Source organism: Trebonia kvetii, assembly GCF_007827045.1.
Taxonomy (GTDB): Bacteria; Actinomycetota; Actinomycetes; order Streptosporangiales; family Streptosporangiaceae; genus Trebonia; species Trebonia kvetii.
This window is the reverse complement of record NZ_RPFW01000001.1, coordinates 799,878-822,798: the sequence shown is the minus strand read 5'-3', so window position 1 is coordinate 822,798 and position 22,921 is coordinate 799,878. Positions and strand designations below refer to the sequence as shown.

Annotated in this window: 29 protein-coding genes, 1 tRNA gene and 1 pseudogene; 11 read left to right on the top strand and 20 right to left on the bottom strand. The window is 69.3% G+C overall.

Translation table 11 applies throughout. The annotated features are described in order from the left end of the window. Positions 1–64 precede the first annotated feature (64 nt). From EAS64_RS03590 to EAS64_RS03570, 7 genes and pseudogenes are all read right to left on the bottom strand, one after another. A pseudogene (locus EAS64_RS03590) lies at positions 65–1,446 on the bottom strand (MFS transporter). A gap of 175 nt (positions 1,447–1,621) precedes the next feature. Next, positions 1,622–2,224: a TetR/AcrR family transcriptional regulator gene (locus EAS64_RS03585; RefSeq protein ID WP_187365666.1), complete on the bottom strand. Its 603-nt coding sequence runs from the start codon at positions 2,222–2,224 to the stop codon at positions 1,622–1,624. A gap of 127 nt (positions 2,225–2,351) precedes the next feature. Then, positions 2,352–2,489 carry a hypothetical protein gene (locus tag EAS64_RS43260; protein ID WP_187365665.1) on the bottom strand — a complete coding sequence of 46 codons (138 nt, stop codon included), beginning with the start codon at positions 2,487–2,489 and terminating at the stop codon, positions 2,352–2,354. A gap of 49 nt (positions 2,490–2,538) precedes the next feature. Continuing rightward, positions 2,539–2,820, bottom strand: a complete 282-nt coding sequence (locus EAS64_RS03580; protein ID WP_187365664.1) for a hypothetical protein — start codon at positions 2,818–2,820, stop codon at positions 2,539–2,541. Positions 2,821–2,953: 133 nt separating this feature from the next. Beyond that, positions 2,954–3,157, bottom strand: coding sequence for a hypothetical protein (locus EAS64_RS45505; RefSeq protein ID WP_246115505.1), 204 nt, complete (start codon positions 3,155–3,157; stop codon positions 2,954–2,956). Then, positions 3,154–3,537 (bottom strand): class I SAM-dependent methyltransferase, encoded by a 384-nt coding sequence (locus EAS64_RS45500; RefSeq protein ID WP_246115504.1) that lies wholly within the window; start codon positions 3,535–3,537, stop codon positions 3,154–3,156. Before EAS64_RS45500 ends, EAS64_RS45505 begins: the two co-directional genes overlap by 4 nt. A gap of 42 nt (positions 3,538–3,579) precedes the next feature. Then, positions 3,580–3,843 carry a metal-sensitive transcriptional regulator gene (locus EAS64_RS03570; RefSeq protein ID WP_145851262.1) on the bottom strand — a complete coding sequence of 88 codons (264 nt, stop codon included), beginning with the start codon at positions 3,841–3,843 and terminating at the stop codon, positions 3,580–3,582. A gap of 196 nt (positions 3,844–4,039) precedes the next feature. Between EAS64_RS03570 and EAS64_RS03565 the strand changes: the two genes are divergently transcribed. Then, positions 4,040–4,420, top strand: coding sequence for a carboxymuconolactone decarboxylase family protein (locus tag EAS64_RS03565; RefSeq protein ID WP_145851261.1), 381 nt, complete (start codon positions 4,040–4,042; stop codon positions 4,418–4,420). A gap of 214 nt (positions 4,421–4,634) precedes the next feature. Here the strand turns inward: EAS64_RS03565 and EAS64_RS03560 are convergent, their stop codons facing one another. Both EAS64_RS03560 and EAS64_RS03555 read right to left on the bottom strand, forming a co-directional pair. Beyond that, positions 4,635–5,024, bottom strand: coding sequence for a DUF302 domain-containing protein (locus tag EAS64_RS03560; RefSeq protein ID WP_145851260.1), 390 nt, complete (start codon positions 5,022–5,024; stop codon positions 4,635–4,637). Next, positions 5,021–5,392: a thioredoxin family protein gene (locus EAS64_RS03555; protein WP_145851259.1), complete on the bottom strand. Its 372-nt coding sequence runs from the start codon at positions 5,390–5,392 to the stop codon at positions 5,021–5,023. Before EAS64_RS03555 ends, EAS64_RS03560 begins: the two co-directional genes overlap by 4 nt. A 353-nt stretch (positions 5,393–5,745) precedes the next feature. Here EAS64_RS03555 and EAS64_RS03550 point away from each other — a divergent pair, with 353 nt between their 5' ends. The 3 genes from EAS64_RS03550 to EAS64_RS03540 all read left to right on the top strand — a co-directional run bounded on the left by EAS64_RS03550 (position 5,746) and on the right by EAS64_RS03540 (position 8,341). Further along, the gene (locus EAS64_RS03550) at positions 5,746–6,048 is read left to right on the top strand and encodes a hypothetical protein (RefSeq protein ID WP_145851258.1); all 303 of its coding nucleotides are present in this window, start codon (positions 5,746–5,748) and stop codon (positions 6,046–6,048) included. A gap of 857 nt (positions 6,049–6,905) precedes the next feature. After that, positions 6,906–8,150, top strand: a complete 1,245-nt coding sequence (locus EAS64_RS03545) for a YncE family protein (RefSeq protein ID WP_145851257.1) — start codon at positions 6,906–6,908, stop codon at positions 8,148–8,150. Then, a complete protein-coding gene (locus EAS64_RS03540) occupies positions 8,147–8,341 on the top strand; it encodes a hypothetical protein (RefSeq protein ID WP_145851256.1) in 195 nt (64 codons plus the stop codon). The genes EAS64_RS03545 and EAS64_RS03540 overlap by 4 nt, the downstream gene beginning before the upstream one ends. A gap of 475 nt (positions 8,342–8,816) precedes the next feature. On the opposite strand, the gene EAS64_RS03535 is transcribed toward EAS64_RS03540, so the two are convergent. The 3 genes from EAS64_RS03535 to EAS64_RS03525 all read right to left on the bottom strand — a co-directional run bounded on the left by EAS64_RS03535 (position 8,817) and on the right by EAS64_RS03525 (position 11,032). Beyond that, the gene (locus EAS64_RS03535; RefSeq protein ID WP_145851255.1) at positions 8,817–9,284 is read right to left on the bottom strand and encodes an ester cyclase; all 468 of its coding nucleotides are present in this window, start codon (positions 9,282–9,284) and stop codon (positions 8,817–8,819) included. 176 nt (positions 9,285–9,460) lie between these two features. Then, complete coding sequence (locus EAS64_RS03530; RefSeq protein WP_145851254.1) at positions 9,461–10,030, bottom strand: TetR/AcrR family transcriptional regulator; 570 nt, start codon at positions 10,028–10,030, stop codon at positions 9,461–9,463. A 486-nt stretch (positions 10,031–10,516) separates the two neighbouring features. After that, on the bottom strand, positions 10,517–11,032 hold the full coding sequence (locus EAS64_RS03525) for a winged helix-turn-helix transcriptional regulator (RefSeq protein WP_145851253.1): 516 nt from the start codon (positions 11,030–11,032) through the stop codon (positions 10,517–10,519). Between the two features lie 100 nt (positions 11,033–11,132). Here EAS64_RS03525 and EAS64_RS03520 point away from each other — a divergent pair, with 100 nt between their 5' ends. The 5 genes from EAS64_RS03520 (at position 11,133) to EAS64_RS03505 (ending at position 15,161) form a co-directional block, all read left to right on the top strand. Then, entirely contained in the window at positions 11,133–12,581 is a 1,449-nt protein-coding gene (locus EAS64_RS03520; protein WP_145851252.1) for an MFS transporter, read from the top strand. Between the two features lie 699 nt (positions 12,582–13,280). Further along, on the top strand, positions 13,281–13,451 hold the full coding sequence (locus EAS64_RS47290; RefSeq protein WP_222848953.1) for a hypothetical protein: 171 nt from the start codon (positions 13,281–13,283) through the stop codon (positions 13,449–13,451). Beyond that, on the top strand, positions 13,399–13,827 hold the full coding sequence (locus EAS64_RS44460) for a hypothetical protein (RefSeq protein ID WP_222849140.1): 429 nt from the start codon (positions 13,399–13,401) through the stop codon (positions 13,825–13,827). The genes EAS64_RS47290 and EAS64_RS44460 overlap by 53 nt, the downstream gene beginning before the upstream one ends. Before the next feature lie 307 nt (positions 13,828–14,134). Continuing rightward, positions 14,135–14,536, top strand: a complete 402-nt coding sequence (locus tag EAS64_RS03510; RefSeq protein ID WP_145851251.1) for an NmrA family NAD(P)-binding protein — start codon at positions 14,135–14,137, stop codon at positions 14,534–14,536. Between the two features lie 214 nt (positions 14,537–14,750). Next, complete coding sequence (locus EAS64_RS03505; RefSeq protein ID WP_145851250.1) at positions 14,751–15,161, top strand: hypothetical protein; 411 nt, start codon at positions 14,751–14,753, stop codon at positions 15,159–15,161. A gap of 99 nt (positions 15,162–15,260) precedes the next feature. Here EAS64_RS03505 and EAS64_RS03500 read toward each other — a convergent pair whose 3' ends face one another. The 4 genes from EAS64_RS03500 to EAS64_RS03485 all read right to left on the bottom strand — a co-directional run bounded on the left by EAS64_RS03500 (position 15,261) and on the right by EAS64_RS03485 (position 17,987). Next, the gene (locus EAS64_RS03500) at positions 15,261–15,602 is read right to left on the bottom strand and encodes a GAF domain-containing protein (RefSeq protein ID WP_187365663.1); all 342 of its coding nucleotides are present in this window, start codon (positions 15,600–15,602) and stop codon (positions 15,261–15,263) included. Positions 15,603–15,721: 119 nt separating this feature from the next. Next, a complete protein-coding gene (locus EAS64_RS03495) occupies positions 15,722–16,675 on the bottom strand; it encodes an SDR family NAD(P)-dependent oxidoreductase (RefSeq protein WP_281283181.1) in 954 nt (317 codons plus the stop codon). A gap of 33 nt (positions 16,676–16,708) precedes the next feature. Then, entirely contained in the window at positions 16,709–17,590 is an 882-nt protein-coding gene (locus EAS64_RS03490; RefSeq protein WP_145851248.1) for an alpha/beta fold hydrolase, read from the bottom strand. A gap of 181 nt (positions 17,591–17,771) precedes the next feature. Then, positions 17,772–17,987, bottom strand: coding sequence for a hypothetical protein (locus EAS64_RS03485; RefSeq protein ID WP_439333579.1), 216 nt, complete (start codon positions 17,985–17,987; stop codon positions 17,772–17,774). Between the two features lie 194 nt (positions 17,988–18,181). Between EAS64_RS03485 and EAS64_RS03480 the strand changes: the two genes are divergently transcribed. Next, positions 18,182–18,862 carry a TetR/AcrR family transcriptional regulator gene (locus tag EAS64_RS03480; protein WP_145851247.1) on the top strand — a complete coding sequence of 227 codons (681 nt, stop codon included), beginning with the start codon at positions 18,182–18,184 and terminating at the stop codon, positions 18,860–18,862. A 382-nt stretch (positions 18,863–19,244) separates the two neighbouring features. Here the strand turns inward: EAS64_RS03480 and EAS64_RS03475 are convergent. The 4 genes from EAS64_RS03475 to EAS64_RS03460 form a co-directional block, all read right to left on the bottom strand. Next, positions 19,245–19,320, bottom strand: a tRNA-His gene (locus EAS64_RS03475). 60 nt (positions 19,321–19,380) lie between these two features. Next, positions 19,381–20,016, bottom strand: a complete 636-nt coding sequence (orn, locus tag EAS64_RS03470) for an oligoribonuclease (protein ID WP_145851246.1) — start codon at positions 20,014–20,016, stop codon at positions 19,381–19,383. Between the two features lie 81 nt (positions 20,017–20,097). Further along, positions 20,098–20,895 carry a hypothetical protein gene (locus EAS64_RS44455; RefSeq protein ID WP_222848951.1) on the bottom strand — a complete coding sequence of 266 codons (798 nt, stop codon included), beginning with the start codon at positions 20,893–20,895 and terminating at the stop codon, positions 20,098–20,100. 309 nt (positions 20,896–21,204) lie between these two features. Further along, positions 21,205–21,744 carry a hypothetical protein gene (locus tag EAS64_RS03460; protein ID WP_145851245.1) on the bottom strand — a complete coding sequence of 180 codons (540 nt, stop codon included), beginning with the start codon at positions 21,742–21,744 and terminating at the stop codon, positions 21,205–21,207. A 340-nt stretch (positions 21,745–22,084) separates the two neighbouring features. Between EAS64_RS03460 and EAS64_RS03455 the strand changes: the two genes are divergently transcribed. Next, a complete protein-coding gene (locus tag EAS64_RS03455) occupies positions 22,085–22,918 on the top strand; it encodes a Sco1979 family transcriptional regulator (RefSeq protein WP_500691512.1) in 834 nt (277 codons plus the stop codon). Positions 22,919–22,921: the final 3 nt, after the last annotated feature.

Below are 22,921 nucleotides of genomic sequence, written 5' to 3'. Positions count from 1 at the left end.
CCCTTGACTAGAGGACTTCGGCTGCCGGTTCGCTGCCGGTCAGCGTGCGTTCCGCGGACGAGGGCTAATCGGCCGGTTCCGGCGCGGGGACCTGGCCGGGGGAGGCGTAGGTGTCGGCTGGGGAGGCGGCGGGCTCGCCGCGGGTGTTGGTGGCGCGAAGCGCGATGACGGCGGCGGCGAGCAGGAAGATCGCGCAGGCGAGCAGGGCGCGGTGGAAGCCTTGCGTGAGCGCGGCGTCCCTGGGGGCGTGCGCGGTGAGCAGCGTGCTGGTGCGGGCGGTGGCGAAGGCGGAGAAGATCGCCAGGCCGAGGGCGGTGCCGAGCTGCTGGGAGGCGCTCAGCATGCCGGCGGCGAGCCCGGCCTTGTCGGCCGGGACGCCGGCGTTGGCGGCGGTGGTGACGGAGACCAGGACGGCGCCGATCCCGATCGCCATGATCACCAGCCCGGGGAGCAGGTTTTCTGGGTATGTGCCGTGGACCGGGATGCGGGACAGGTACCAGACCCCGGCGGCGGCGATCAGCGCCCCGGCGACGATCACCGGCCGGGTGCCGATGCGGGCGAACAACTGTGCGGAGATCCCGGCGGCGACCACGATGCCGGCGGTGACAGGAAGGTAGGCCGAGCCGCTGCGGATAGGGCTGAAGCCGACGACGTTCTGCATGTAGAGGGTGAGGAAGTAAAACACCGACACGAACGCGGCGAACGCGATCATCTGCACAGCATCCGAGGCCGCGAGGCCCTGGACGCGGAAGATGGAGAACGGGAACAGCGGGTCGTGGCGCCGCAGTTCGGCGATGGCGAAAGCGACGAGCAGGACGGCCGCGGTGGCGAGCTCCCCGATCGTGCGGGCACTGCCCCAGCCCTGCTCCGGTGCCCGGACGAGGGCGTAGACCACCAGCAGCATGCCGCCGGTGGCCAGGACCGCGCCGGGGATGTCGAAGCCCGCGGGCCGGGCGGCGGGCCGCCCGCCGGGGACCAGCCGGTAGGCGCCGAAGAGGATCAGCGCGCAGACCGGCAGGTTGACGAACAGCACCCACCGCCATCCCGGTCCCTGGGACAGCACCCCGCCGAGGAACACCCCGGCCGCGGCGGCCAGGCCTGAGATCGCGCCCCAGACGCCGAGCGCCCGGTTACGGTCGTCGCCGGAGTTGAAGCTCGTCGTCAGGATCGACAGGCCAGCCGGCGCCATCAGCGCCGCGCCGGCGCCCTGCCCGAGCCGGGCGCCGACCAGCATGCCCGCGCCGGTGGCCAGGCCGCCCGCCAGCGAGCAGGCGGCGAACACTGCGGTGCCCGTCACGAGCATCGGCGGCGCCCGAGCAGGTCCCCGGCCCGGCCGCCGAGCAGCAGCAGCCCGCCGTAGGTGACCAGGTAGCCCGACAGCACCCACTGCAGGCCCTGCGCCGAGAAGCCCAGGTCACGGCGGATCGATGGCAGGGCGACGTTCATGATCGACGAATCGACGACATCGAGGAACTGCGCCGCGCACAGCAGCAGCAGGAGCAGCCTGCCGCGGCGGGTAGCCAGGAACGAGGCGGGCGGGGCGGTCACGAGGGTCAGCCTCCACGACTGGACGGATTAGTACAGTCCGAGGCTAACAGTAAGTGGACGATTTAGTACAGAGTCAGGCGAGGTGCGCTCGCACCTGCCCGAGCCCCGCGTCTACCGCGATCCGCAGCGGCGCCATGTCCTTGCGGACCTGGCTGAGCACCATCCCGCCCTCGATGCTGGCCAGCAGCCCCGTGGCCAGCACGGCGGGCGCGGTGTCCGCCCGCAGCTCGCCCCGCTGGCGCATCCGCTCGAGCGCGCCGGCCAGCAGCCGTTCCCAGGCGTCGAACCCGGCGGCGGCCTGCAGCCGCGCGTCCTCGTTGCGGCCGGCGACCTCGGTCGCCAGCGTCCCGATCGGACAGCCAGGGATGCCCGACTGCTCGAACCCGGTCATGAACCCGGCCAGCGCCTGCTCCAGCCCGGCCAGCGACGACACCCCGCCCAGGGCCTCTGTCAGCCCGGCCACCACCTGCCCGCAGCGGAACCCGACCGCCGCCGCCGCCAGCTCATCCCGGCCGCGGAAGTAGTGGTAGAACTGGCCCTTTCCCGCACCCGCCGCCGCCAGCACCTCATCCACGCTGACGGACGCGATCCCGCGCTCGGCGAACAGCTCCGCGGCCCGCTCCACGATCCGCTCACGGCTGGCGCGCCCGCGCCTGGTCATCGGCTCACCCGGCATGCAGCCCATGCTAGCGCCGGAATGTACCAGGCAGTCCAGTGCGTCACGTCCCGCCACGAGCTGAGGGCCGTCCATCGCATGGGGCCGGGCCTGCCGGACCTTTAGCCGGGGGGGATCGAGCAGGCAGTCAGCTCGCGCGGCCGGATTCGAGGGCGACCACGGGCAGCCGGGGACTGGCAGCGCCGCTGCCGCCGAGGATGTCCCGCAGGACAGGTTCCATGGCTGCCCACGCACGCGGGTGGGTGGCCGCGTAATCGGCCAGCACAGCAACCACCTCCGCTGGCGGAAGGACGCGGGCCACAGCGGCGGCCGGCTTATGGCTTAGCGCGCAGACCCGCACCCACGGCTCGGCGCGGGATCCGGCCGCCGTTGTCGGCGACCGCGATCATCACCTCCGGTACCCCGTGGCCGCGGGCTTCGCGGGCGAACAGGTAGATCAGCGGCCTGTAGAGCAGGCCGCCGGTCGCGCGGATCAGCACGAAGAACGCCGGTCCCAGCCAGGAGAGGTGCCCGCTTGGGACGCGCCCGGCCTGACCGAACTCGGCGTGTCCGGTGGCCAGCCAGGTGAAGAAGCTGATCAGGTACCGGAACGCCACTGCGCCGAGCCCCGACCCGGCCCCGTCAGCAGCGCGAGCAGGAACAGGCCGCCGGGGCCCGCCCGCAGCCACGCGGCTGCCTGCGCTGGCTTGTCCCGCCAGTCGCACCTCCGCCAGGGTAAGCCGCGCGGGGCTATGCCGGGCGCTCGGCCCGGACCAGGGTGTCGATCGCGGTGCGCTCGCCCTCGGGCGTCCGCACGGGCCGCATGACCTGTTCTGCCCGGCGGATGGCCAGGCTGTCCAGTTCCGCGGTGACCGCCGCGGGGGTGTAGAGCCGGCCGGGGTCCTGCGGGCCGCCGTGGCCGCGGGTGATGTTGTCGCGGTGGTGGCCGATCACCAGCAGGTGCCGCCCGGCGCGACCGCCGCGGCCGCAGTGCGGAAGACGCGCGCGAGGCTGGCGGACGGCAGGTGAATGTACGCGATGAGTACCAGGTCGTAGCCGCCGGGCGCGGGCTTGTAGTCCAGCAGGTCGGCCTGCACCCAGTCCACGCTTACCCCGCGTTCGGCGGCCAGCCGGCTTGCCCGGGCCAGGCCGGCGGCGGAGAAGTCCACGGCCGTAACCTGCCAGCCGCGTTCCGCGAGCCAGATCGCGTTGCGTCCTTCGCCGGTCCCCAGGTCGATCGCCCGCCCGGCTGCCAGTGCGGTTACTTCCGCGGTGACGAAGCGGTTCGGGCCGGCGCCCCAGACCAGGTCCGTCCCGAGTAGCGCTGGTCCCACGCTGCCTGTTCTGTGGTCTCCGCTGTCCCTCCCGGTTCGCGCTCAGGCGAGCGACAGGAATAGCCTCTGGAGTTGCGCGCGATCGGCGTCACTTGCCTCGTCGCCGTTGAGCGCGCACTGCTGCAGGCCGGTCGCGATGATCTGGAAGCCGGCGCGGTCGAGGGCCCGGGACGCCGCCGCGAGCTGCGTCACCACGTCTGCGCAGTCGCGTCCCTCCTCGATCATCTTGATGACCCCGCCGACCTGGCCTTGCGCCCGCTTGAGCCGCCTGAGCACGCTGGCCATCGTCTCGCTGTCCACGTCCATGCCGGCTCCCTCGGGGGTGGCGCACCCGGCGCGCGGATCCGGGTGCCTAACTCGATTATCCAGGGTTCACTATACCCGACGGGGTATCGGTCGGGCGCGGGACCAATGGCGGGCAGGGGTGACCTGTGGCCGCCGCGCGGCCCGGGCGCCCCGGTCGATGCTGTAGTCACAGGGCTGTCAACGGAAGGAGCAGGCGATGGGTTACGGCAAGGATGTCCTGGAGGAGCTTCGGGTGCCGTCCCGCGAGCTGCGGCACGCGATCCCGCAGGTGTACGCGGGCTACAAGCAGCTCTATGACTCGGCGCTGGCCGCGGGCGCGCTGGACGTGCGCACCAAGGAGCTCATCGCGCTGGCGATCGCGGTCAGCAAGGAGTGCGACGGGTGCATCGCCGCGCACGCCCACGCTGCGGTCCTGCACGGCGCGACCCCGGCGCAGGCGGCGGAGGCGATCGGTGTCACCTTCCTGATGAACGGCGGCCCGGCCACCGTGTACGGCGCGCGGGCGTTCGCCGCGTTCCGGGAGTTCTACGCCGAGCACGCCGCTCAGCATGACGGGCAGCAGCCTGTCGCCAGCTGACGTATACCCCCTGGGGTTCGCAGTACCGCGCCTGCCGCTGGTGACGTCCGGCGAACGCACCGGGTTCTGGTGTTCACCACCCCGGCAGCGCCCAACCGGGGGAGCGCCGCCACGTTCCCGTTCGGCTAGGCCGGATTCCGCGCGCCAGCCACCGTCGGCCGTCTTCTCCCGGGCGTTCCCCGGGGCCGCCCGGATGGCGCCCCGGTCGGCCCCGTCACGGGGTGAGTTCGGCGAGCGCGCTCGCGAGCCGCCGCCCGACCTCGTCGGCCACGGGCTTGAGCTCGGGCCGGCCGGTCAGCGTGACCATGACCTGCGGGTCCAGGGCCTCTACGACGGTCTCGTCACCGGTGGCGCGGACGACGACGTTGCAGGGCAGCAGTAGCCCGATGCTGCGGTCGATGCCGAGTGCCTGGTGCGCGAACGGCGGGTTGCAGGCGCCGAGGATGATGTAGTCCTCCATCTGCTCGCCGAGCTTTGCCCGCAGGGTGGCGGTGACGTCGATCTCGGTTAGCACGCCGAATCCCTGCCCGGCGAGGGCTTCGCGGACCCGGGCGACCGTGTCCGCGAACGGCGCCCGTACTGTGATGTTGGTGCCGTAGCTCACCGGCTCGCCCCTTCCTGCGCGGCGAGCTTGGTGCGGATGTCGTCCATGTCCAGGTCCCGGACGGCCTGGATGACCTTCTCCAATGCGGCCGCGGGCAGCGCGCCGGGCTGGGAGAAGACCAGGATGCCGTCCCGGAAGGCCATCAGCGTCGGGATCGAGGTGATCCGCGCTGCCCCGGCCAGCGCGGGCTGGGCCTCGGTATCGACCTTGCCGAACGTGATGTCCGGGTGCTTGCCGCTGGCGGCCTGGAAGACGGGCGCGAACATCCGGCACGGACCGCACCAGGACGCCCACCAGTCAACGAGCGTGATCCCTGGCTTGGTGACGGTCTCTTCGAACGTGTCCTCGGTCAGCGCGACGGTACTCATCCTTCACTCCTTTGGTTCCCGTGGCATCCAGTGATACCCCCCTGGGTATAACGCAAGGCGGGCCGAGGCATTCCCGGGCCTGCGGCCGGCCGAGGGCAGAGACGGCGCGGAGCGCCTGGTGCAGGTTCACGCCCGGACCGGGATCCAGGCCAGCCGCGGCTGGCGCTCTCCGCGGTGACGGTCAGCTCCCTGAGCACCCCGGAGACCGGCGGTCGCGCCGGTCACCGAGGAGTCAGGCCGGTTCAGCGCGCGCCGGCAGCACAGGACGGAATAATCACGGCCTGTATTTGCCTATACCCGTTGGGGTATATGTGATCACTATCGGTGGTCACGCGATAGCCAGGAGGCGCGTGATGAGGCCAGATGCAGTCGCAGGGACCGGCTCTGACGGGCACCACGAGTACCTGCGCACCAGTTGCGGGCGGGATCTCACGGTAGGCAGGCTCGCCCTGGGCGGCGCCCGTCATCCCGCCGCGCGGGTCTTCGTTGACCTGGGGCAGTGCCCCGGCTGCGAGGGAACCGGGTGGGCGGGTCTCACCGTAGCGGAGGCCCGGCAGTTCGCCCGGGCGGTACTGGCGCAGGCGGCCGCTGCCGAACGGGAATGCCGGGCGCGTGCGGCAGCGGGTGCAGTCCGGTGGCCGGCAGCGTCCTCGTAGCCGAGGACGGGGAGATCCGGGAACTGCCGCGCCGGGGACAGGACTGACGCGGCGCCTGCGAACGCCGCCAGGAACAAGCCCACCGGGAGGCCGAACGAGCCGAAGCCGACCGCTACTGGCGCCACACCTGGAAACGCACCGAAGGCCCCGCCCGCAGCCGACCAGCTCGAGACGAATGACCGGCAATAAAGGCAGCCGCCCGAGTCATCACCTGTCTATCGGACCATGACCTCTTCCGTGTCAGGGAAGGAAGACATCCAAGTCGATAACACAGAAGGCAGTCTGACCAGTGGTTTTATCCTCCCCTAACCTCCAGCATCCCCCACTAGGTAAAGGGCTCCTGGCGCACGGATGGCGCACCAACGGGAACGCAGGAAGCGGGCTCGACCTGCGTGATGCATGGTGCCCGCCTGCGGCGAGTGGGTCGCGAAACATGGAACCGGATCTCCACGCGCACGTCGCCGCGTGCGCTGCCGCTGGTTTCATGCTGTGGCTAACGCATCAGGTGCACCAAGTCGCGATGGCGGTCGGTTTGGGCCGGCAGTGGCCTCGGCAGGAGGCAGCGGAACCGACCATGATCATCAGATGATGCGCGCGTGTGATGCTTTGGAAATTCATGCATCAAGAGTGACCGATGAGTCGATCAAGATCATTTAGCGCAAAGGGGTTAGAGCTCCCGCATAGCGGGAGCTCTACCGGACTAGGATCATCATCACCCACCTTCCGGTTGAGCCGGGCGAGGCCGACCAGGTATTGCGGCTAGGACAGAAGGTATCCAGCCGAGCGGCGGCCTAAGTGTCTGCCCGCCTCGGCCGGGGTGCGCGAGTCGGGAGCCGTACTGCACAAGGAGGTGGGTTGTGCGTCCATTGATCGTCCGAGCTCTGACGCTGTCGGCTGCCACCGCGGCCGGGCTGGCCCTGGCGGTGGTCGCCACCGGTCCGCGCGCAGGTGCCGCGACGGCCCGGCCAGCCGTCGTCACGCCCGCCGTGCTCGGGCCCGTGCTCGGCTACGTGGCCAACAGCGGCTCGGATAGCGTCACCCCGTTCATCCCCTCGCTGAACCAGCCCGGCCCGCCGATTCCCATCGACGGCAGCCCGACGGCCATGATCGCCCCGCCGAACGGGCAGTACGTCTGGGTGGCGAGCTCCCGCGGGTTCACGGCGATCGGGACCCACTCCAACCAGGCCAGCGGCCTGATCCCGGTCCCGGGCGGGGTAGGCAGCATGGCTTACCACAACTCCGTCTGGGTGACCGCCGGCCACCCGCTGGCGAACCGCACCGAGGTCATCCCGGTCTCCGAGACCGGGATGACGGCGGGCTCGCCGGTCACGTTCGCGCCGGGCCCCGGCGCGGGCCCGGCCCCGTTGGTGTACGGGCGGTACACCATGAACTTCTACGCGGGCAGCGCCCTGGGCGTGGTGACCGAGATCCTCCCGCACAGCGGCAGGATCGGCCGGGTCATCCCGTTCGGCGTCAAGGACCCGCACGGGACCGCCCACCTCGCCGTCAGCCCGGACGGCCTCATAATGTACGCCTGGATCACTGACCCGGCCCGGACCTCGACCACGGTGACCCCGATCAGACTGGACACCGGCAAGGCAGGCAAGCCGGTCACCGTCGGCCAGGGCCCGCAGGCGATCCTGTTCTCGGCGGACAGCCACACGGCGTGGGTGCTGAGCAGCGGCGCGGGCCCGGTGACGTCCGTGCACGCCAAGGTAACGCCGGTCAGCGCCTTCACCGGGAAAACCGCCCCGCCGATCAGCCTGGGCCCCACTGCGTCCGATGCCTGGATGTCGATGACGCTGGACGGCAGGAAGCTCTACGTCAGCGTCCGCTGGGCCGGGAAGCACGCCAACTCGCTGTTCTCGATCAGCACCGCGACGCACACGATCTTCAAGGAGATCCGGACGAGCTACCCCGGCCCCGTCGCGTTCACCCCGGACGGCAAGACGGCCTTCGTCATTGACGGCGGACCCGGCCTCGGCCAGGGCGCCGTGGTATCGGTGACCACCGCGACCGATGCCTACCACCCGGGATTCGTGGTCGGCGAGGGCCCGGTCGCGATCGTGGTCCTCCGCCAGGGGAAGGCACAAACCGGGTGAGTGACCACCCGGGGCTGCGCTCGTTCGGGCGGCCGAACGCGGTCATCCGCCAGTTCGACTTCCGGGCGGCCCGGAACGACGTTCGGGGCGATCGGGTGGGAGTCGCTCTGCCGGTCGGCGGCCGGGCGGCGCCGCCGAGCGCGGCGGGCCGCGCGGCCTTCTCTTCCTCGGTGTCCTTGGGCAGCCCTTAGGCGGACTGCAAAAGCTGACTCGACTTCACCTAAAACTACCTTCCGCACGCTTGATCCGGCTCAATCCCCTGGCGAACATAACTGGTGCCGGGGCTCTGGCCGCAATCGAAGCACTGGCCGTCCTGCAAGGTGGCGATGCCGTCCCGCAGTGCCTTCGGCGGGGTGACGGGGCGGGATAACAGCTTGGGTCACTAGCTGCCGAAGCTCATGGTTAGCGGCCTGGCAGCGTTGAGCGCACCAGAGCCCCGCCGCACCAGCCTAGCCTCGAAGCAGAAGTTGCCTTTTGCGTTGGGGGCGTGAACGCGCTAAAACTGCTGGTCAGCGGCCATTGGCGAGTTTTGGCACAGCAAGGCGTTTCGCGGATGGGTCCCTACCTCACCACTGCCCGGCACGGCGCACGTGGATCCGGGCTAAGTGTGCAAATCGCCGCATCCAAGCGGGATCTCGGTCACGCACCGCCACGAGATCTGAATCCTCAGGCCGGCTGGGCGCCGGCGCTCATCTGTTGGGTGAGCTTGAGCATTTCTTCGACGTGGCGGATCTCGGCGATCTTTCCGTCGGCAACGCGCATGATGTCGATGCCCTCGATGGAGACTTCATTGCCGCTGGCGTCGAACCCGAAAGCTTCTCCGCTGTGAGTCGCGGTCATCTGCCAGTGAAGGACCACCCAGCCGCCAGAAAGCTCAAGGTGAAACAGGACCCGGTGCTGCGTACCGGTGAATCCGTCGCGCACCGCGGCTATCAGCGTTCGCATGCCGTCGATGCCCGAGGCAGTGCCAGGAGCGGTGTTGTGGTCGATGAGATCGGGCGCGAACACCTCGTCGGCCCCGGCGACGTCGCCGGTGTCGTAGAGTTCCAACTCCCGAAAGGCGACTCGCAAGGCGGCGGAGGTGGTCGAGCGCACCATCTCGCTTGCGGTGTTCGCGGAACCGATCGTGGTCATGGGGTCCTCCGTGGGGTGTCGTGGGCTGTAAATTCATGCGGCTTTCCGGCGCGTCGGCGCGTCGGCGCGCCTGGACCGGGTCGTGGCCGGCGTGGGAGGCGATCCGGGCGCTGCCGGAGACCGGCGTCAACCCGGAGAGCACCTCGGGTTCCAGGCCTGCCAGAAAAGGCAGCGGGTCAGCGCACGCCTGCCGTATCGAGCAGGGCAGCCACGGTGGGCGCGATGAGCCCGGTGAGGGTGTCGGCTCCGATCCCCGCGCGGGCACTGGCGCCGTCGAAGACCACGCTGAGCTGCCGGGCCAGCAGGCCCGGATCGCTCGCGCCGCCCTGTTCGGCCTCGGAGCGGAAAAAGCCTGTCAGGTTTTCCTTGACCTGGCGTGCCACCCGGCTCGCGGGGTGGCTCTGGTCTTTGAGTTCGATCTGCACCGCCAGGTACCGGCAGCCCCGGAACTCGGGTGCGCCCGCCTGCAACTCCACCTGTTTGAAGACGTGCAGGATCCGCTCGCGGGGGGAACGGCCATCGCCAGCCGCAGGCAGGAGCGTCGCCACGTAGGCGGAGGCGCTCCGCTCCAGGCTTGCCGCCAGCAGTTCGTCCTTGCTGTCGAACAACTGGTACATGGAGCGCTTCGACACCCCCGCCGCCTTGCACAGCGCCTCGATGCCGATACCGACACCGTCTCGGTAGGTGAGCGTGGCCGCTGCCTCCAGCAGCCGCTCTCGGGGACTCGGCTTCGCCTCGGTGGTCATGCTGCGAGGATAACCCGGTTCCGGCGAAATGAAAACCGATCGGTTTTCAGTTGCCGGAGCCCTCCATCACCGTGGGGCGAACCGATCGCAGCACAGGAGCCTTCGAGGCCCCGGACCGGGTAAGTGGCTGCGCTGAGACGCTCCGCACGGACCTCCCTGGTTGATGTGCTGGTCCACGGTCGCGATGAGCCGCATAGTCCCGGTGGAGCCGAAGCATGTCCGCCGACGGAAGGGCACTCTTTCGTCATCCCGAACGGACCGGGGTGACTGCGGTCGGCCGACAGGTTCCGGATCGGGTGAGACGGCGGAGTTGGGTGGCGGTCTCCAGGCCGTGGTTGCTCACGCTGTCTCGCGGCTGGCCAGTCGTCGCCCCGTTGCGTGGCCGGCCTGGACCGGCTCGGCCAGGCCTGCCGCGGTTGAGGTCCTCGAGCGCCAAGCTGACGTTCTCGCGGGTTCCGGGCAAGTGCGCCCGATCCGCCGGGAGGCTCAGCGGACGGATGCCTGCCCGGTGCTGTCGCTGTCGTCGATGCCGTTGTCCCTGCCGTTCGGCGGTACGGCGACGAGGCGGTCGCGGGTCACCGGCCCTTCGCAGTGCTGGCAGGTGAGGTCGACTTTCAGGGGCTGCCCGCAGCCGTGCAGGAACTCGACCGCGGGCTGGCCCACGGCCCATTTGTCGCCCCATTGCCGCAGTGCGAGCAGCACAGGGAACAGTTCGCGGCCCGCCTCGGTCAGGTGGTACTCGAAACGCGGGGGATGCTCGCTGTACCGCCGTCGTTCGATGATGCCGGCGCTTTCCAGCTTGCGCAGCCGGTCGGCGAGCATGTCCCGGGACGCGCCGGTGTAGGCGGCGATCCGGGCGAACCGGTGCACACCGTAGCCGATCTCCCTGATGGCCAGCAGCGACCACCGCTCGCCAAGGATGTCGAGGGCCGCCGCGACCGAGCACGGCCTGACACCGAGGGGCTGGTCGGCCATGACGACCTGTCCGCTGTGTTCGCTCATCAGGCACGCCTCCAGTTGAGTCAGTTGCCTTTTCCAACAGACTACCGCTAGCATCGGCAACTAGTTGGTTGGAAATCACAACATACTGGAGAGCTGTGCGATGACTACCCAGGAACCCGCCCCGCCCAGGGCGCGTCCAGCACCGGCCGCGGATCCGTCGCCGCCCGCCCGGCCAGGGGAACCCGCGGCGGGAAAGCGGGCGGCCCGGGTGCTCGCCCTCGGCAGCCTCAGCGTCTTCGTGGTGTTCCTGGACACCACGGTCGTGAACGTGGCCTTCGAGACGATCAGCCGGAGCTTCGGCACCACGGCGGGGCACCTGTCCTGGGTCCTGAACGCCTACAACCTGGTGTTCGCCGCGGTGCTCATCCCAGCGGGACGACTGGCCGACCGGTACGGCCGCAAGCGGCTGTTCCTGGCCGGGCTGGGCGGCTTCGCCGTGTTCAGCGCGCTGTGCGGCGCCGCCCCGGACGCCGGGGTGCTGACCGCGGCCCGCGCGCTGCAGGGTGCCTTCGCCGCGCTGGTGGTACCGAGTTCGCTGGCCCTGGTGCTGCCCGAGTTCCCCGCGGCCCGGCGGCATGTCGCCATCGGCACCTGGGGCGCGATGGGAGCCGCAGCCGCCGCCCTCGGCCCCACCCTGGGCGCGCTGCTCACCGAGTACGCGTCATGGCGCTGGGTATTCCTGATCAACGTCCCGATCTGCGCCCTGATCATCTTCTTCGGACGGCGCGTGCTGCACGAGTCCCGGGAGCCGCGGTCCGCCGGCATCCCCGACCCGGCCGGGACGCTGCTGATGGCGGCCATCCCGGCGCTGCTGAGCTTCGCCATCATCGAAGGACCCTCCTGGGGCTGGTCAACCCCCTGGGTGGTCAGCGGGTTCGCGGCCGCCGCCGGGCTGCTGCCCGTCTTCTTGTGGCGCTCGGCGACCGCGGCGCGGCCGGCGATGGACCTCGCGCTGTTCAAAGTCCGCCAGTTCCGCCTGGTCAACGCGGCCACGCTGCTGTTCGCCGCCGCCTTCTACGGCATGCTGCTCAGCAACACCCTCTTCCTGCAGACCGTCTGGCACTATTCCGTCCTGCGGGCCGCGCTCGGCGCCACCCCCGCCCCGCTGGTGGTGGTCGCGATAGCCCGGCCGGCCAGCAAGCTGGCCGCCAGGATCGGGCACCGTCCCGTGCTCCTGGCCGGCGCCCTCGCCTGGGCCGCCGGAGCGGTCCTGTTCGCGCTGTTCATCGGCCGCTCGCCGGACTGGGCCAGCCGCTGGCTGACCATCAGCCTGCTCACCGGGGCCGGCATCGGCCTGACGCTGCCCGTCCAGTCGGGCGCCGCCGTCGCGTCGCTGCTCCCCGCCCGCCTGGCGCTCGGCTCGGCGGTCGCCTCCAGCTTCCGGCAGCTAGGCGCAGTGCTCGGTGTCAGCATCTTCGTCGCGATCTTGGCCACCTCAGCCCCGGCGCAAGCGCTCACGGCCTACCACCGGGCCTGGTGGGTGTTCGCCGCCCTGAGCGTCGCCAGCGGCGCCGCGGTGATCGTCCCGCGGCTGCGCCGGATCACCTGACAAGCACTCGTTCCGATCCGCAGTACGCGGCTGCGAGTTTGAAAACTAGACTCACTAGGAGCATCGGATGGCTACCGCGCGACGCCGAGGGGCGACCGTCAGATTCCAGGCTTACGGCGAAGCTGGCTGCGCACCCGTCGGTGCAGGCCGTACTCGCCCGGCGCAGGGCCGGTGACGCCGCGGGCCAGCCGGCGGTGATCGACGCGGCCGGGCTGCGCGAACTGTGCCTTGCGGCCGGTGCGGACGACGCGGCCGCGGTCAGCCTGGACCACCCCGGCCTGGCCGGCGAGCGCGAGCACGTACAGTCCGCACTGCCCGGCGCCCGTACCCTGATCGCCATGGCGGTCCGGATGAACCGCGACAACTGCCGCTCCCCGGCCCGCAGCGTGGCCAACCAGGAGTTCCACCAGGCCGACGAGCAGGCCAACCGCGCCGCCCGGGCACTGCAGGACGCCGGCTACCGCGCGCTCAACCCGTCGGTTGGCTTCCCCCAGGAGATGGACCGCTTCCCCCGGGAGCGGACCTGGGCAGTGGCGCACAAGACGGTCGCGGTGGCCGCGGGGCTCGGCTTGATGGGCCTGCACCGCAACGTCATCCACCCGAAGTTCGGCAGCTTCGTGCTGCTGGCCACCGTCGTGGTGGACGCCGAGGTGGGCGAGTACGGGCAGGCGCTGGAACAGCCCCTGCATCGACTGCAAGTTGTGCGTCGCCGCCTGCCCGGTCGGCGCCATCGGCAAGGACGGGGAGTTCGACGGGCTCGCTTGTACCATGCACAACTACCGTGAGTTCATGAGCGGGCACCGACCGGGCGCAGACCGTGGCCGGCAGCCAGGACGCCGCCGACTACCGCTCCCGGGTCACCGATTCTGAAAACGCCTCCATGTGGCAGAGCCTGACCTCTTCCCCCGGCTACAAGTCCGGCTACTGCCTGGCCGTCTGCCCCGCCGGCGAGGACGTCCTCGGCCCGTACCTGGAAGACCGCAAGACCTTCATGGACACCGTGCTGCGACCGCTCCAGGACAAGAAGGAGACCCTCTACGTCCTGCCGGGCTCACATGCGCAGGAATACGCCCGGCGCCGCTTCCCCACAAGCCCGTCAAGGAAGTCACCGGCGGCTGGCAGCCCCCGGCGAAACGCCCCGCATCCGCCTGACCCGGTGCACTCTGTTACGCGGGCGGATGCCCTGGAGAGCGCGGTCCCGGTTCAGTGCCAGGCCAGCCCGTCTGGGTCTCCGGGCGTGCGATGATCTTCGGCTTGCGGGCCCAAGCTGCTCTTCTTGACCGTATCGAGTGCCGTGTCGCAGCGAAGTGAGCCGGTTGCGTGCCCGGCTTAAGGGCACGCTCACGCGGCGCCTGAGGCGAACCCAGGCGCTTGCCATTTGAAAACCGATCGGTGTACTCTGCTAGAAACCGATCGGTTTCCAAGGTCCATCGCCCACGGGCACCGGCGCAGCGTCAGCCGGCCGGTGTCGTTGATCGCCAGGCTGATGCGCAGATCAGTCCCGAACGCGCCCGCGTCCATCGCGTACCTACTCAACCTCTGGAGTCAAAGCGATGCCTTCTCATGCCACCTCCACCATCTTCGTCATAGGCGGCACAGGGGCTCAAGGGATACCCGTCATCCGCGATCTCGTCGCCGACAAGAAGTACTCCGTGCGGGTCCTCACCCGGGATCCTGCCTCCCCCCGAGCCCAGGCCCTCCTCGCGCTCGGCAACGTCTCCATCCTCGAAGGATCGTTCGCCGACGAGGACGTGCTGCGCGAAGGATTTCGCGGCTGCGACGGGGCATTCATCAACATCGACGGGTTCAACACCGGCGAGAAAACCGAGACCTACTGGGCCATCCGCAGTTACGAGATAGCGATTGAGGAAGGAATCAAGTTCTTCGTCTACGGAAACCTCGACTACGTCCTCAAGAAATCGGGCTACGATTCCAGATTCCGCACCGGTCACTAAGCGGTCTTCACTTCAGGTCCCTATATTGAGATGGCGATCTCGCCGCTCACGCCCATGACTCCCAGCATCGAGGACGGTGTCGTCACGTGGCGGGTCCCGCTCGGCGAGGGAGCCGTTCCCCACGTGGCTCTCGATGATTGCGGATTCTACGTTCGCTGGCTCTTCGACCATCCAGAGCTGGCTAATGGCATGGACCTCGAAGTCGCTATCGAACATGACCTATGCCGATATGGCTGCGGCATTCGAGAAGGTCACCGGGCATCCGGCACGGTACGTCGACACTGACCTGGACACGTACTGGAACAGTCCGGACCTGAAGGGGCTTGCTGATCACCCTGCCGGATACAACGCCGATCCCAATGACAAGAGCACCATGAGCTTCCGCGACAATTTCACGGGCTTCTGGAATATGTGGAAACACGGAATCATCACCAGGGATTACGCCCTGCTCGACGAAATTCACCCCAACAGGATCAGAAGTGCCGAGCAGTGGTTCCGCCGGGAAGACCGGCTCGGAAGGGAACTAGGCAAGGGTAGTCTCTGGGAGAGGGTCCAGCCGGAGAACTGGAGCGTAGACTCTGCGATTCTTAAGAGCAGTGCTGATTTCAGGACGGGCAGGTTGTAAACGGGTGAGCGGCATGGCGGCTCAGTGTCAATACCCGAAGGCCGTGAGCTGGCCGTGCCCGGGACGACGGTCGCTGGTGCGCGGCGGTGCCCGGCCAAATTACCACCCCCACAGCCGGCCGCCGGCGACGACCGGGCTGCCGGTGACCGCCCGCATGCCGGCGCGCCGCAGCAAGTCCGTCATCGACCCAGGCGCACCGGCGAACCGCGTGTCCCGCGCTGGCCGGCCGGCGCGCAGCACCGACTCGGCGATGCCCTCCCCTTCCACCGCCAGCCGCCTGCCGGTGACTGCGGGCATCCCGGTGCCGCTCCAGCCGCCGAGCACGGTCGCGGTGCCGTCGGTCTCGTATCGCAGAACCACCGCGATGCCCGCCGCCGACAGCCGTGCCAGTTCCTCGGCCACCGCACGGTAGATCTCCTCCGGGGCGGCGGCCCTGGCCACCAGCGCGGCGACCCGCTGCAGCGCGGCCTGCTCGCCGGCCAGCCGTCCGGTTTCTTCGCACCCGGCGCGCTCCCGGTGCGAGGGCGCTGAACAGTCGCCTCAGCGGCGGGTCATCAGAGTCATCTTCCTCGCGGGATGTCACCGGGGTTTCTTGACGGCTGAGTTCCAGCGGCCGAGGTGAGGAGCTGCTGTCGCTCTGCGGTGGCGGCGGCGCCCGGGCGGGCGGGGTTGGGGAACTGAGTGCGGACGAAGGCGTCGAAGGCGGGTGCGGGCAGCCATCGGCGGAGGGCGAACAGCGCGCGGGCGAGGGTTCCGACCTGGTAGCGGGCGCGGGGGTGGCGGGCGGTGGCGGCGCGGGCGATCGCAGCGGCGACGTCGTCGGCGCTGACCGCGAGGCGTCCGGCCATATTGCGGGGCGGCCCGGTGTAGGTGCGCGCATACCAGTCAGCTAGATCCGCGTAGAAGCCGGCGTAGGATTCGCCTCCTTGGTTCTCGGCCCACGCGATGTTGGCATGGAGGCTGGTGCGGGCGGCGGTGGACTCGATGAGGACGGCGCGGATGCCGAAGCCGGCCAGTTCCAGCCGCAGCGCGTCGGTGAATGCGGCGACGGCGTGCTTGCTGGCGGCGTAGTAGGCGTTGCCGGGGATGGCGAAGCGGCCGAACACCGAGGACAGGTTGATGATCGTCCCGGCGCCGCGCTCGCGCATGCCGGGGATGACGAGCTGGGTGAGCCGGGCCAGGCCGAAGAAGTTGACCTCGAACTGGCGGCGGGCCTCAGCCGGCGGCACCTCCTCGACCGGTCCGGCGAGCTCGAACCCGGCGTTGTTGACCAGGACCGCGACCCCGCCGTGCGCGGCGGTAATCCGGTCGGCCACGGCGGTCATCGACGCCTCGTCGGTAACGTCCAGCCGCAGGGTCGTGATCCCGGCGGCGGCCAGTCCGGCTAGCGATTCGGGCTGCCGGGCCGTCGCGTACACGTGAAGCCCGCGACGTGCAGGCGCAGCGCGGTGGCTGCCCGATCCCGCTGGAGCAGCCGGTGATGAGGGCCGCGGGTGCTGCCGGCCTGGCTGCATGGCCGGCCGGCGGGGCCGGTGGGGTGTCGCTGCTCATGCGACCGAGTTCAGCAGGTTGGCCGGCACGTCAGGCCGTTCCAGGGCGATGAAGTGGCTGGCGTCCGGGACCTGGGTGAACTCGGCGCGGGGAAGCAACTGCTTGTTGGCCTGCCGGTCTGACGGGCGGGACCAGTCCTTCTCCCCGTAGATGAGGTGGATCGGTGCGGTGACCTCGGCGTAGCGGCCGCGGGCCGCGATGAGGCTGGGAAGGTTGCGGTACACGCCGCGGGCGACCGCCGGGTAGCCCGGGTGGCGGCCGACGCTGAGGAGCTCGTTCAGGTAGTCCTCGCGCAGTGCGGTCCGGTCGGCGAGGCCGCCGGACAGGATGGCGCGCATGACGGGCTTTGGTTCCAGTCCGGCGAGCAGCGGGCCCGCCCCGGGCGCGATGACGCCGGTAATGATCAGCCGGGCCAGGAGACTGGACCTGGCGATTCCGCCGGGGTAGTCGTAGGCGTTGACCGCCACCACGCGGCGGACCCGGTCGCGCAGGTCGGCCGCCGCGGTGAGGGCGAGCACGGCCCCCATCGATTCTCCGAGCAGGGTCACGTCACGCAGGTCGAGCTGGGTGAGCAGCCGCCTGACGGCGTCCCGCATGGCGGGCTCGTCGTAGGAGGCGCCGGGCACGATCTGCGAGTAGCCCATTCCCGGCAGGTCGAGCGCGTACACGGTGTACCTCTGCTGGACCAGCGGGATGACGTTGCGGAAGTGCTCGGCCTGTGTGCGCACGGTGTGCAGCAGGACCAGCGGCGCGCCGCTGCCGCCGGTGAGGTAGCGCAGCCGGCCTTGCCCTTGGTCGCGTGACCCGGTCGGGTCGAGGAAGTGGCTAGTGGTTCCGGGGATTCTGATTCCGGGCTCGGTGCTGGTGGTCAACGGCATGTTCGTCTCCTCGCTGCAAAGCCGTAACCCGTCGGTGCCGTCCATCGGAAACCGATCGGTTCTCCACAGTGTAAACCGATCGGTTTCCGATGGGCAAATAACCGGGTGCCTGGAATCGCCGGCCGGAGACGGTTGCGCCCCTGATCGGCGCGAACAGATCAGGGGCGCGGACCGCGAACCGTCAGAGGCGCTCGGTGACTGTAGTGTTGGCCGTACTGCCTGCCGTGCACATCGTCTGCAACCCGAACGGTCCGCCATGCTGCTCTAGGGCCGACAGCAGCGTCGGCATGAGGCGTGCCCCGCTCGCGCCGAGCAGATGACCGATCCGGCGCCACCATGGACGTTCACGTCGTAAGCCCCGGCGATGACTCCCCGGGCGGCGAAGGTCAAGCCTCATTATTCAACTCGGCAGGTGAGAACCATGATGCTCGGGTGCTCCTCGGGCTGGCCGCAGACCGGTGGCCATCCGCTGCCCGGGGCTTGGTGGCCGGTGCTTGCCGAAGCCGGAATTATAGGACACCGTAACATAATTATGTTACGGTGTCCTATAATTGCAGGAGGCCTAGAAGGCGGGTCCTGGAGACGATTTCCATGAGCAAGGCGGGTGCGGCGCTGGCGCGGCGCAGTCGGACGCCCAGCGCCGAGGTCGAGCGGGAACTGCTGGCGGCGGCCGAGGCGGTCCTGGTCAGGGACGGCCCCGGCGGGCTGACCGTCCGCGCGGTTGCGGCGGAGGCGGGCGTCGCCCCGATGGGCCTCTACAGCAGGCTCGGCGGCAAGGACGGCCTGGTCGACGCCCTGCTGATCGAGGGCTTCGACCGGCTGCGCGCCGCCATCGATGCCGGCGACGAGCCGGACCTGGCCGCCCGGCTGTACAACTGCGGCCTGCGGTACCGAATCTTCGCGCTCGGCAACAGGCACCTCCACGCGATCATGTTCCAGGATGCCATCCCGCGCGGCCGCGAGTCGGCCAAGGTCGGGGAACACGCGATCGCGGCTTTCGGGGCGCTGGTCCGCACCGTGGAACTGGCGGCCGCGGCCGGAGTGCTCGCCGCCCCGGACGCGGTCGAGGCCGCCCGGCAGATCTGGAGCGCGGTGCACGGCGCGGTCGCGTCCGAGCTCAGGGGCCTCGTGCCCACCCCCGACCCCGAGGCCACCTACCACTCGATTATCAAGACCATCATCAGCGGCCTGGCGCCCGGACCCGTCGCGTTACCGCGCTGGAACTGGCGATGTGACGAGCCGTCGGGTCGAATCCGGTCGCGGTCAGGGTGACATCACAACGTCGCACGTGGGGCCGGTGGCCTCCGCGTAGCTGACCGGGACGGGATCGACAGTTCACCGACGAAGCCGGTGGCGGGGCCGGCGACAAAACCGATGAGGTGCCAGCCGCCAGCAGCGCCGCGAACCAGGCGGGGAGCGTAGAGGCCGGGACAGCGGACCGAGCGGGCCAGCGTGATGTCCCAGGGGCCGGTGAGGGACGAACCCGAGACGATCCAGGTGGGATCGTCAGCCGGATTTGTGCAGAACCGCACCGGCCCTCGTGGCCTTGCTGTACCTGGTCACCGCGATACAGCCGACATTCGACGCGGCCCGGGCCGCCGTGACCCGGGACGTAGGTGACCTGCTAAAACTGCAGGTCACCCGCCTTGCAACATGGGGTGAGTGACGGGACTTGAACCCGCGACATCCAGGACCACAACCTGGCGCTCTACCAGCTGAGCTACACCCACCATGCGCCGTCCGCAGAAGGCTGTCACGAGTATAGCGAACCGCGGCAGTGCGAACGAACGCTAAGCGCCGGCGCCCTCAGGGCCGCTCCCGGTACCGGCCGGCTTGCTGGCGTACCGGGCGGCGATCTCCCGCGCCGTCGCCGAGTCGGGCCCCGGCTGCGGGACGAACAGTGCGTCCCTGTAGTACCGCATCTCCCGCACCGACTCGATGATGTCGGCAAGCGCCCGGTGCCCGCCGTGCTTCTCCGGCGAGGCGAAGTACACCCGCGGGTACCACCGCCGCGCCAGCTCCTTCACCGACGAGACGTCGATCATCCGGTAGTGCAGCCAGTTATCAAGCTCAGGCATGTCCCGCGCGATGAACCACCGGTCGGTGGCGATCGAGTTGCCGCACAGCGGTACTTTCCGCGCCTCGCGCACGTGGTGTTTCACATACGCGAGCACCGCGTCAGACGCCTCCGCGAGCGTCATCCCCTCACTGAGGTCAGCAAGCAGCCCGGAAGTGGTGTGCATCTCCCGCACCACGTCGCTCATCTGATCAAGCGCCTCGGCCGGCGGCTTGATGATCAGGTCGATCCCGCCGTCAAGCAGGTTCAGCTCGGAATCCGTTACCACGCACGCGATCTCAATCAACGCGTCCCGCTCGATGTCGAGCCCCGTCATCTCGCAGTCGATCCATACCAGCCGGTCGTTCATTCCACCAAGACTAGAGCCAAAAATCTAGCCGCCGAACGGTTGCGGCTCCCTCCCCGTCCGCCCCGCTTTCGTCAGCAAGCGCTACGCCGGAATCGCCAGCGCCGCGTCCGCCAGCGACGTCGGCAGCTCTCGAGTCCGCGCCGCAAGCCCGTGCCGCCCAGGAACCCCGGGAACCCCGGCAACCTCAGGAACCGCCCGAGCTCCAGCAACTTCAGGAACCTCAGGCACCCCGGCAACGCCAGGCACTCCGGTGACCCCGGTGACCCCGGTGACCCCGGTGACCCCGGTGACCCCGGTGATCCGGTCGATGTCGATGGCCCCGGGCCCGGCGTTGTTACACCCGGGCACCTGCGAAGCCCCGAAGTGCCCGCCGCGCGCCCACTGCGCTAGGTTCCGCCGCCCGGCCCGGCCATTGCTGCCGCGATAGGCCTCCGGCCGCCCCGAAGGCCACCGCCGGGTAACGCCCCAGGAGTCAAGCCAGTCCACGATGGCCTCAAGGCCGACAAGAGCAAGGGCGGTGAACGGCTCGGCGGGATGACCGAGCACGCCGATCTGCACGCACACCCGCCCCTCGGCGTTCACGTTGTCGGCCTGCGCCCCGATTCGCCCCGGCGACCAGTCGAGGTGGTCCGCCGCGCCGAGCGCGCACCCGGCCCGCAGCACGGAAATGAGCTGGGCGAGGTCGCCGCTGATCGGGTCCCAGATCAGGTGGCACGGCCTGCGCTCGCTGATCAGTCGCGACGCGGCCGACTGCACGGACACCGCGCCGGGCAGGGTCCCGAGGGTCAGCCAGACCGCGCGGGGCGCGCCGCCGAGCAGGGGGCCCCCGTCAGTCTCCGCCCGGATGCGCACCGCTTCCGGCATCCATGCGTGTGCCACGGCCCCGGCTCCCTCCCAGCTAAGGTCTAGACCCCCGCAACGAGCAGGGTCCTCTCCTTGCTTACGCCAGCGGCGCTGATTAGTCCAGAGGGGACAGAGAATCCTGCCCAAACGCTAAAAATTCGGGAGGAACCGACAAGCACTGAACAAAGCACGCGCCACCGCAGTCGCGAGAGCAACGCCAAGCGGTGCAACGTCAAGAGGCGCGACGCAAAAAGAAGGGGCCCGGCGCCCCGCCAACGCCAGGCCCCATAAAGATAGACGCGTCATCGGGAGACCTGGTTCACGAAATCCCCAATAAAACAGGACTTAACGCAACGCGGTGCGTTCCCGGAAGTAGATGCTGGACTCCGGCCGCCACAGCATGGCGATCGCGCCCATGCCCGCCAGCCACATCGCGAAGATGAGGACGATGTAGATGATGTCGGCGACAGTGATGTACTTTGCGGCGCCCACCGAGTGGACGACCGTGTAAAGCTGCCAGGTCGAGATGGCGAACAGGACGGATGCCGCGATGCGCCCCCAGCTGCGTCCCGCCCTGTTCAGCCTGGCCATCATGATCCAGACCGCGGTCAGGATCGCGTACTCGATAAGTACGAACACCACGGCCTCTCCCACCTGCGCGGACGAGGGCGGCTTGCCGTTGATGTTGCCGATTGAGTTCCTGTCGGCCAGCAGCACGATGACCTCGAACAGGGCGAACACGACGGTGACGCCCGCCCCCGCCAGCATGAACCGCACGGCCTTGCGCACCGGGCTGGGGATGTCCGAGTCGTCGGGTACATTGCCCGTGAGCCGCTTCTCGAGGCCGGCCAAGGCCGCCTGACCGCTGGCGGGTGTCTTCAACATTGGGTGCCCTAACGTGAGGCGCTGACCCAAGGAAGCATAGTGCTCATCCGCATGAAGCGTCGCGTCCCGGGCAGGCACAGGGCAGGTTCGACGGGATGACCTGACTTGTCCCGTCTTCTAAGTATTCCTAGAAACTCGTATACCGACACTGGGCGCGATATCATCGCACCGTCATCAACGCATGCATGTGAAGAACGTCCGTGCAGACGTGACGTGCAGATGCAGCGCGAGGAGGCAAAAGCGCTGGTGAAGGGGAACGCCGGCGAGCCGGAAGACCTGAGAGGGGACCGCGTTGAGTGCTAGTGCGCCTGGGGGCGCCGCTCCCGCAGGCGGTCCCACTGTGCTCAGAATGCTCCTGGGTGCCCAGCTCCGCCGTCTCCGCGAGTCCGCCGGCGTCACTCGTGACGACGCCGGATACCACATTCGTGCCTCTGGTTCCAAGATCAGCCGGATGGAACTCGGCCGGGTTTCCTTCAAGGAACGCGACGTTACCGACCTTCTCGAGTTCTACGGCATCGATGATCCCGCGGAAAAAGAGAAGCTCGTCCAGCTCACCCGCGAGGCCAATGCCACCCCGTGGTACCAGAAGTTCCAGGACGTGGTCCCCGACTGGTTCCACGTCTTCGTCGGCCTCGAGGAGGCCGCCCAGCTCATCCGGGTGTACGAGGTCCAGTTCGTGCCTGGCCTGCTGCAGACGGAGGAGTACGCGCGGGCCATCGTCACGCAGGGCGCGCCCGGCATGGACCCGGACGAAATCGACCGCCGCGTCGCGCTGCGCATGGGCCGCCAGCAGCTGCTGACCAGGGCAAACCCTCCGCGGTACTGGGTGATCCTTGACGAGGCCGCGCTGCGCAGGCCGATGGGCGGCCGTGACGTGCACGTCAAGCAGATCGAGCGGCTGATCGACCTGGTCGGCGAGCCGAACATCACCTTGCAGGTGATGCCCTTCAGGTACGGTGGGCACGCGGCCGAGGCGGGCGCGTTCACCATCATGCGGTTCCCTGAGACGGACCTTCCTGACGTGGTGTACATGGAGTACCTGACCGGCGCGCACTACATTGACAAGCCGGAAGAGGTCGAGCGCTACGCCGCGGTGATGGAGCGCCTGTCGGTCGCGGGCACGTCGCCCGACCGGACCAGGGAGATCCTGACCAGCATGCTGAAGGAAATCTGAGCG

Coding starts and splice junctions, on each gene's coding strand:
- EAS64_RS03510 (WP_145851251.1), top strand. CDS start 14,135: ATGCCTTCTCATGCCACCTCCACCATCTTCGTCATAGGCGGCACAGGG.
- EAS64_RS03585 (WP_187365666.1), bottom strand. CDS start 2,224: ATGCCGGGTGAGCCGATGACCAGGCGCGGGCGCGCCAGCCGTGAGCGG.
- EAS64_RS03490 (WP_145851248.1), bottom strand. CDS start 17,590: ATGCCGTTGACCACCAGCACCGAGCCCGGAATCAGAATCCCCGGAACC.
- EAS64_RS03485 (WP_439333579.1), bottom strand. CDS start 17,987: ATGAGGCTTGACCTTCGCCGCCCGGGGAGTCATCGCCGGGGCTTACGA.
- EAS64_RS03535 (WP_145851255.1), bottom strand. CDS start 9,284: ATGACCACGATCGGTTCCGCGAACACCGCAAGCGAGATGGTGCGCTCG.
- EAS64_RS03550 (WP_145851258.1), top strand. CDS start 5,746: ATGAGGCCAGATGCAGTCGCAGGGACCGGCTCTGACGGGCACCACGAG.
- EAS64_RS03480 (WP_145851247.1), top strand. CDS start 18,182: ATGAGCAAGGCGGGTGCGGCGCTGGCGCGGCGCAGTCGGACGCCCAGC.
- EAS64_RS03525 (WP_145851253.1), bottom strand. CDS start 11,032: ATGAGCGAACACAGCGGACAGGTCGTCATGGCCGACCAGCCCCTCGGT.
- EAS64_RS03460 (WP_145851245.1), bottom strand. CDS start 21,744: ATGTTGAAGACACCCGCCAGCGGTCAGGCGGCCTTGGCCGGCCTCGAG.
- EAS64_RS03555 (WP_145851259.1), bottom strand. CDS start 5,392: ATGAGTACCGTCGCGCTGACCGAGGACACGTTCGAAGAGACCGTCACC.
- orn (WP_145851246.1), bottom strand. CDS start 20,016: ATGAACGACCGGCTGGTATGGATCGACTGCGAGATGACGGGGCTCGAC.
- EAS64_RS03505 (WP_145851250.1), top strand. CDS start 14,751: ATGACCTATGCCGATATGGCTGCGGCATTCGAGAAGGTCACCGGGCAT.
- EAS64_RS03570 (WP_145851262.1), bottom strand. CDS start 3,843: ATGGACGTGGACAGCGAGACGATGGCCAGCGTGCTCAGGCGGCTCAAG.
- EAS64_RS03520 (WP_145851252.1), top strand. CDS start 11,133: ATGACTACCCAGGAACCCGCCCCGCCCAGGGCGCGTCCAGCACCGGCC.
- EAS64_RS03565 (WP_145851261.1), top strand. CDS start 4,040: ATGGGTTACGGCAAGGATGTCCTGGAGGAGCTTCGGGTGCCGTCCCGC.
- EAS64_RS03530 (WP_145851254.1), bottom strand. CDS start 10,030: ATGACCACCGAGGCGAAGCCGAGTCCCCGAGAGCGGCTGCTGGAGGCA.
- EAS64_RS03495 (WP_281283181.1), bottom strand. CDS start 16,675: ATGCAGCCAGGCCGGCAGCACCCGCGGCCCTCATCACCGGCTGCTCCA.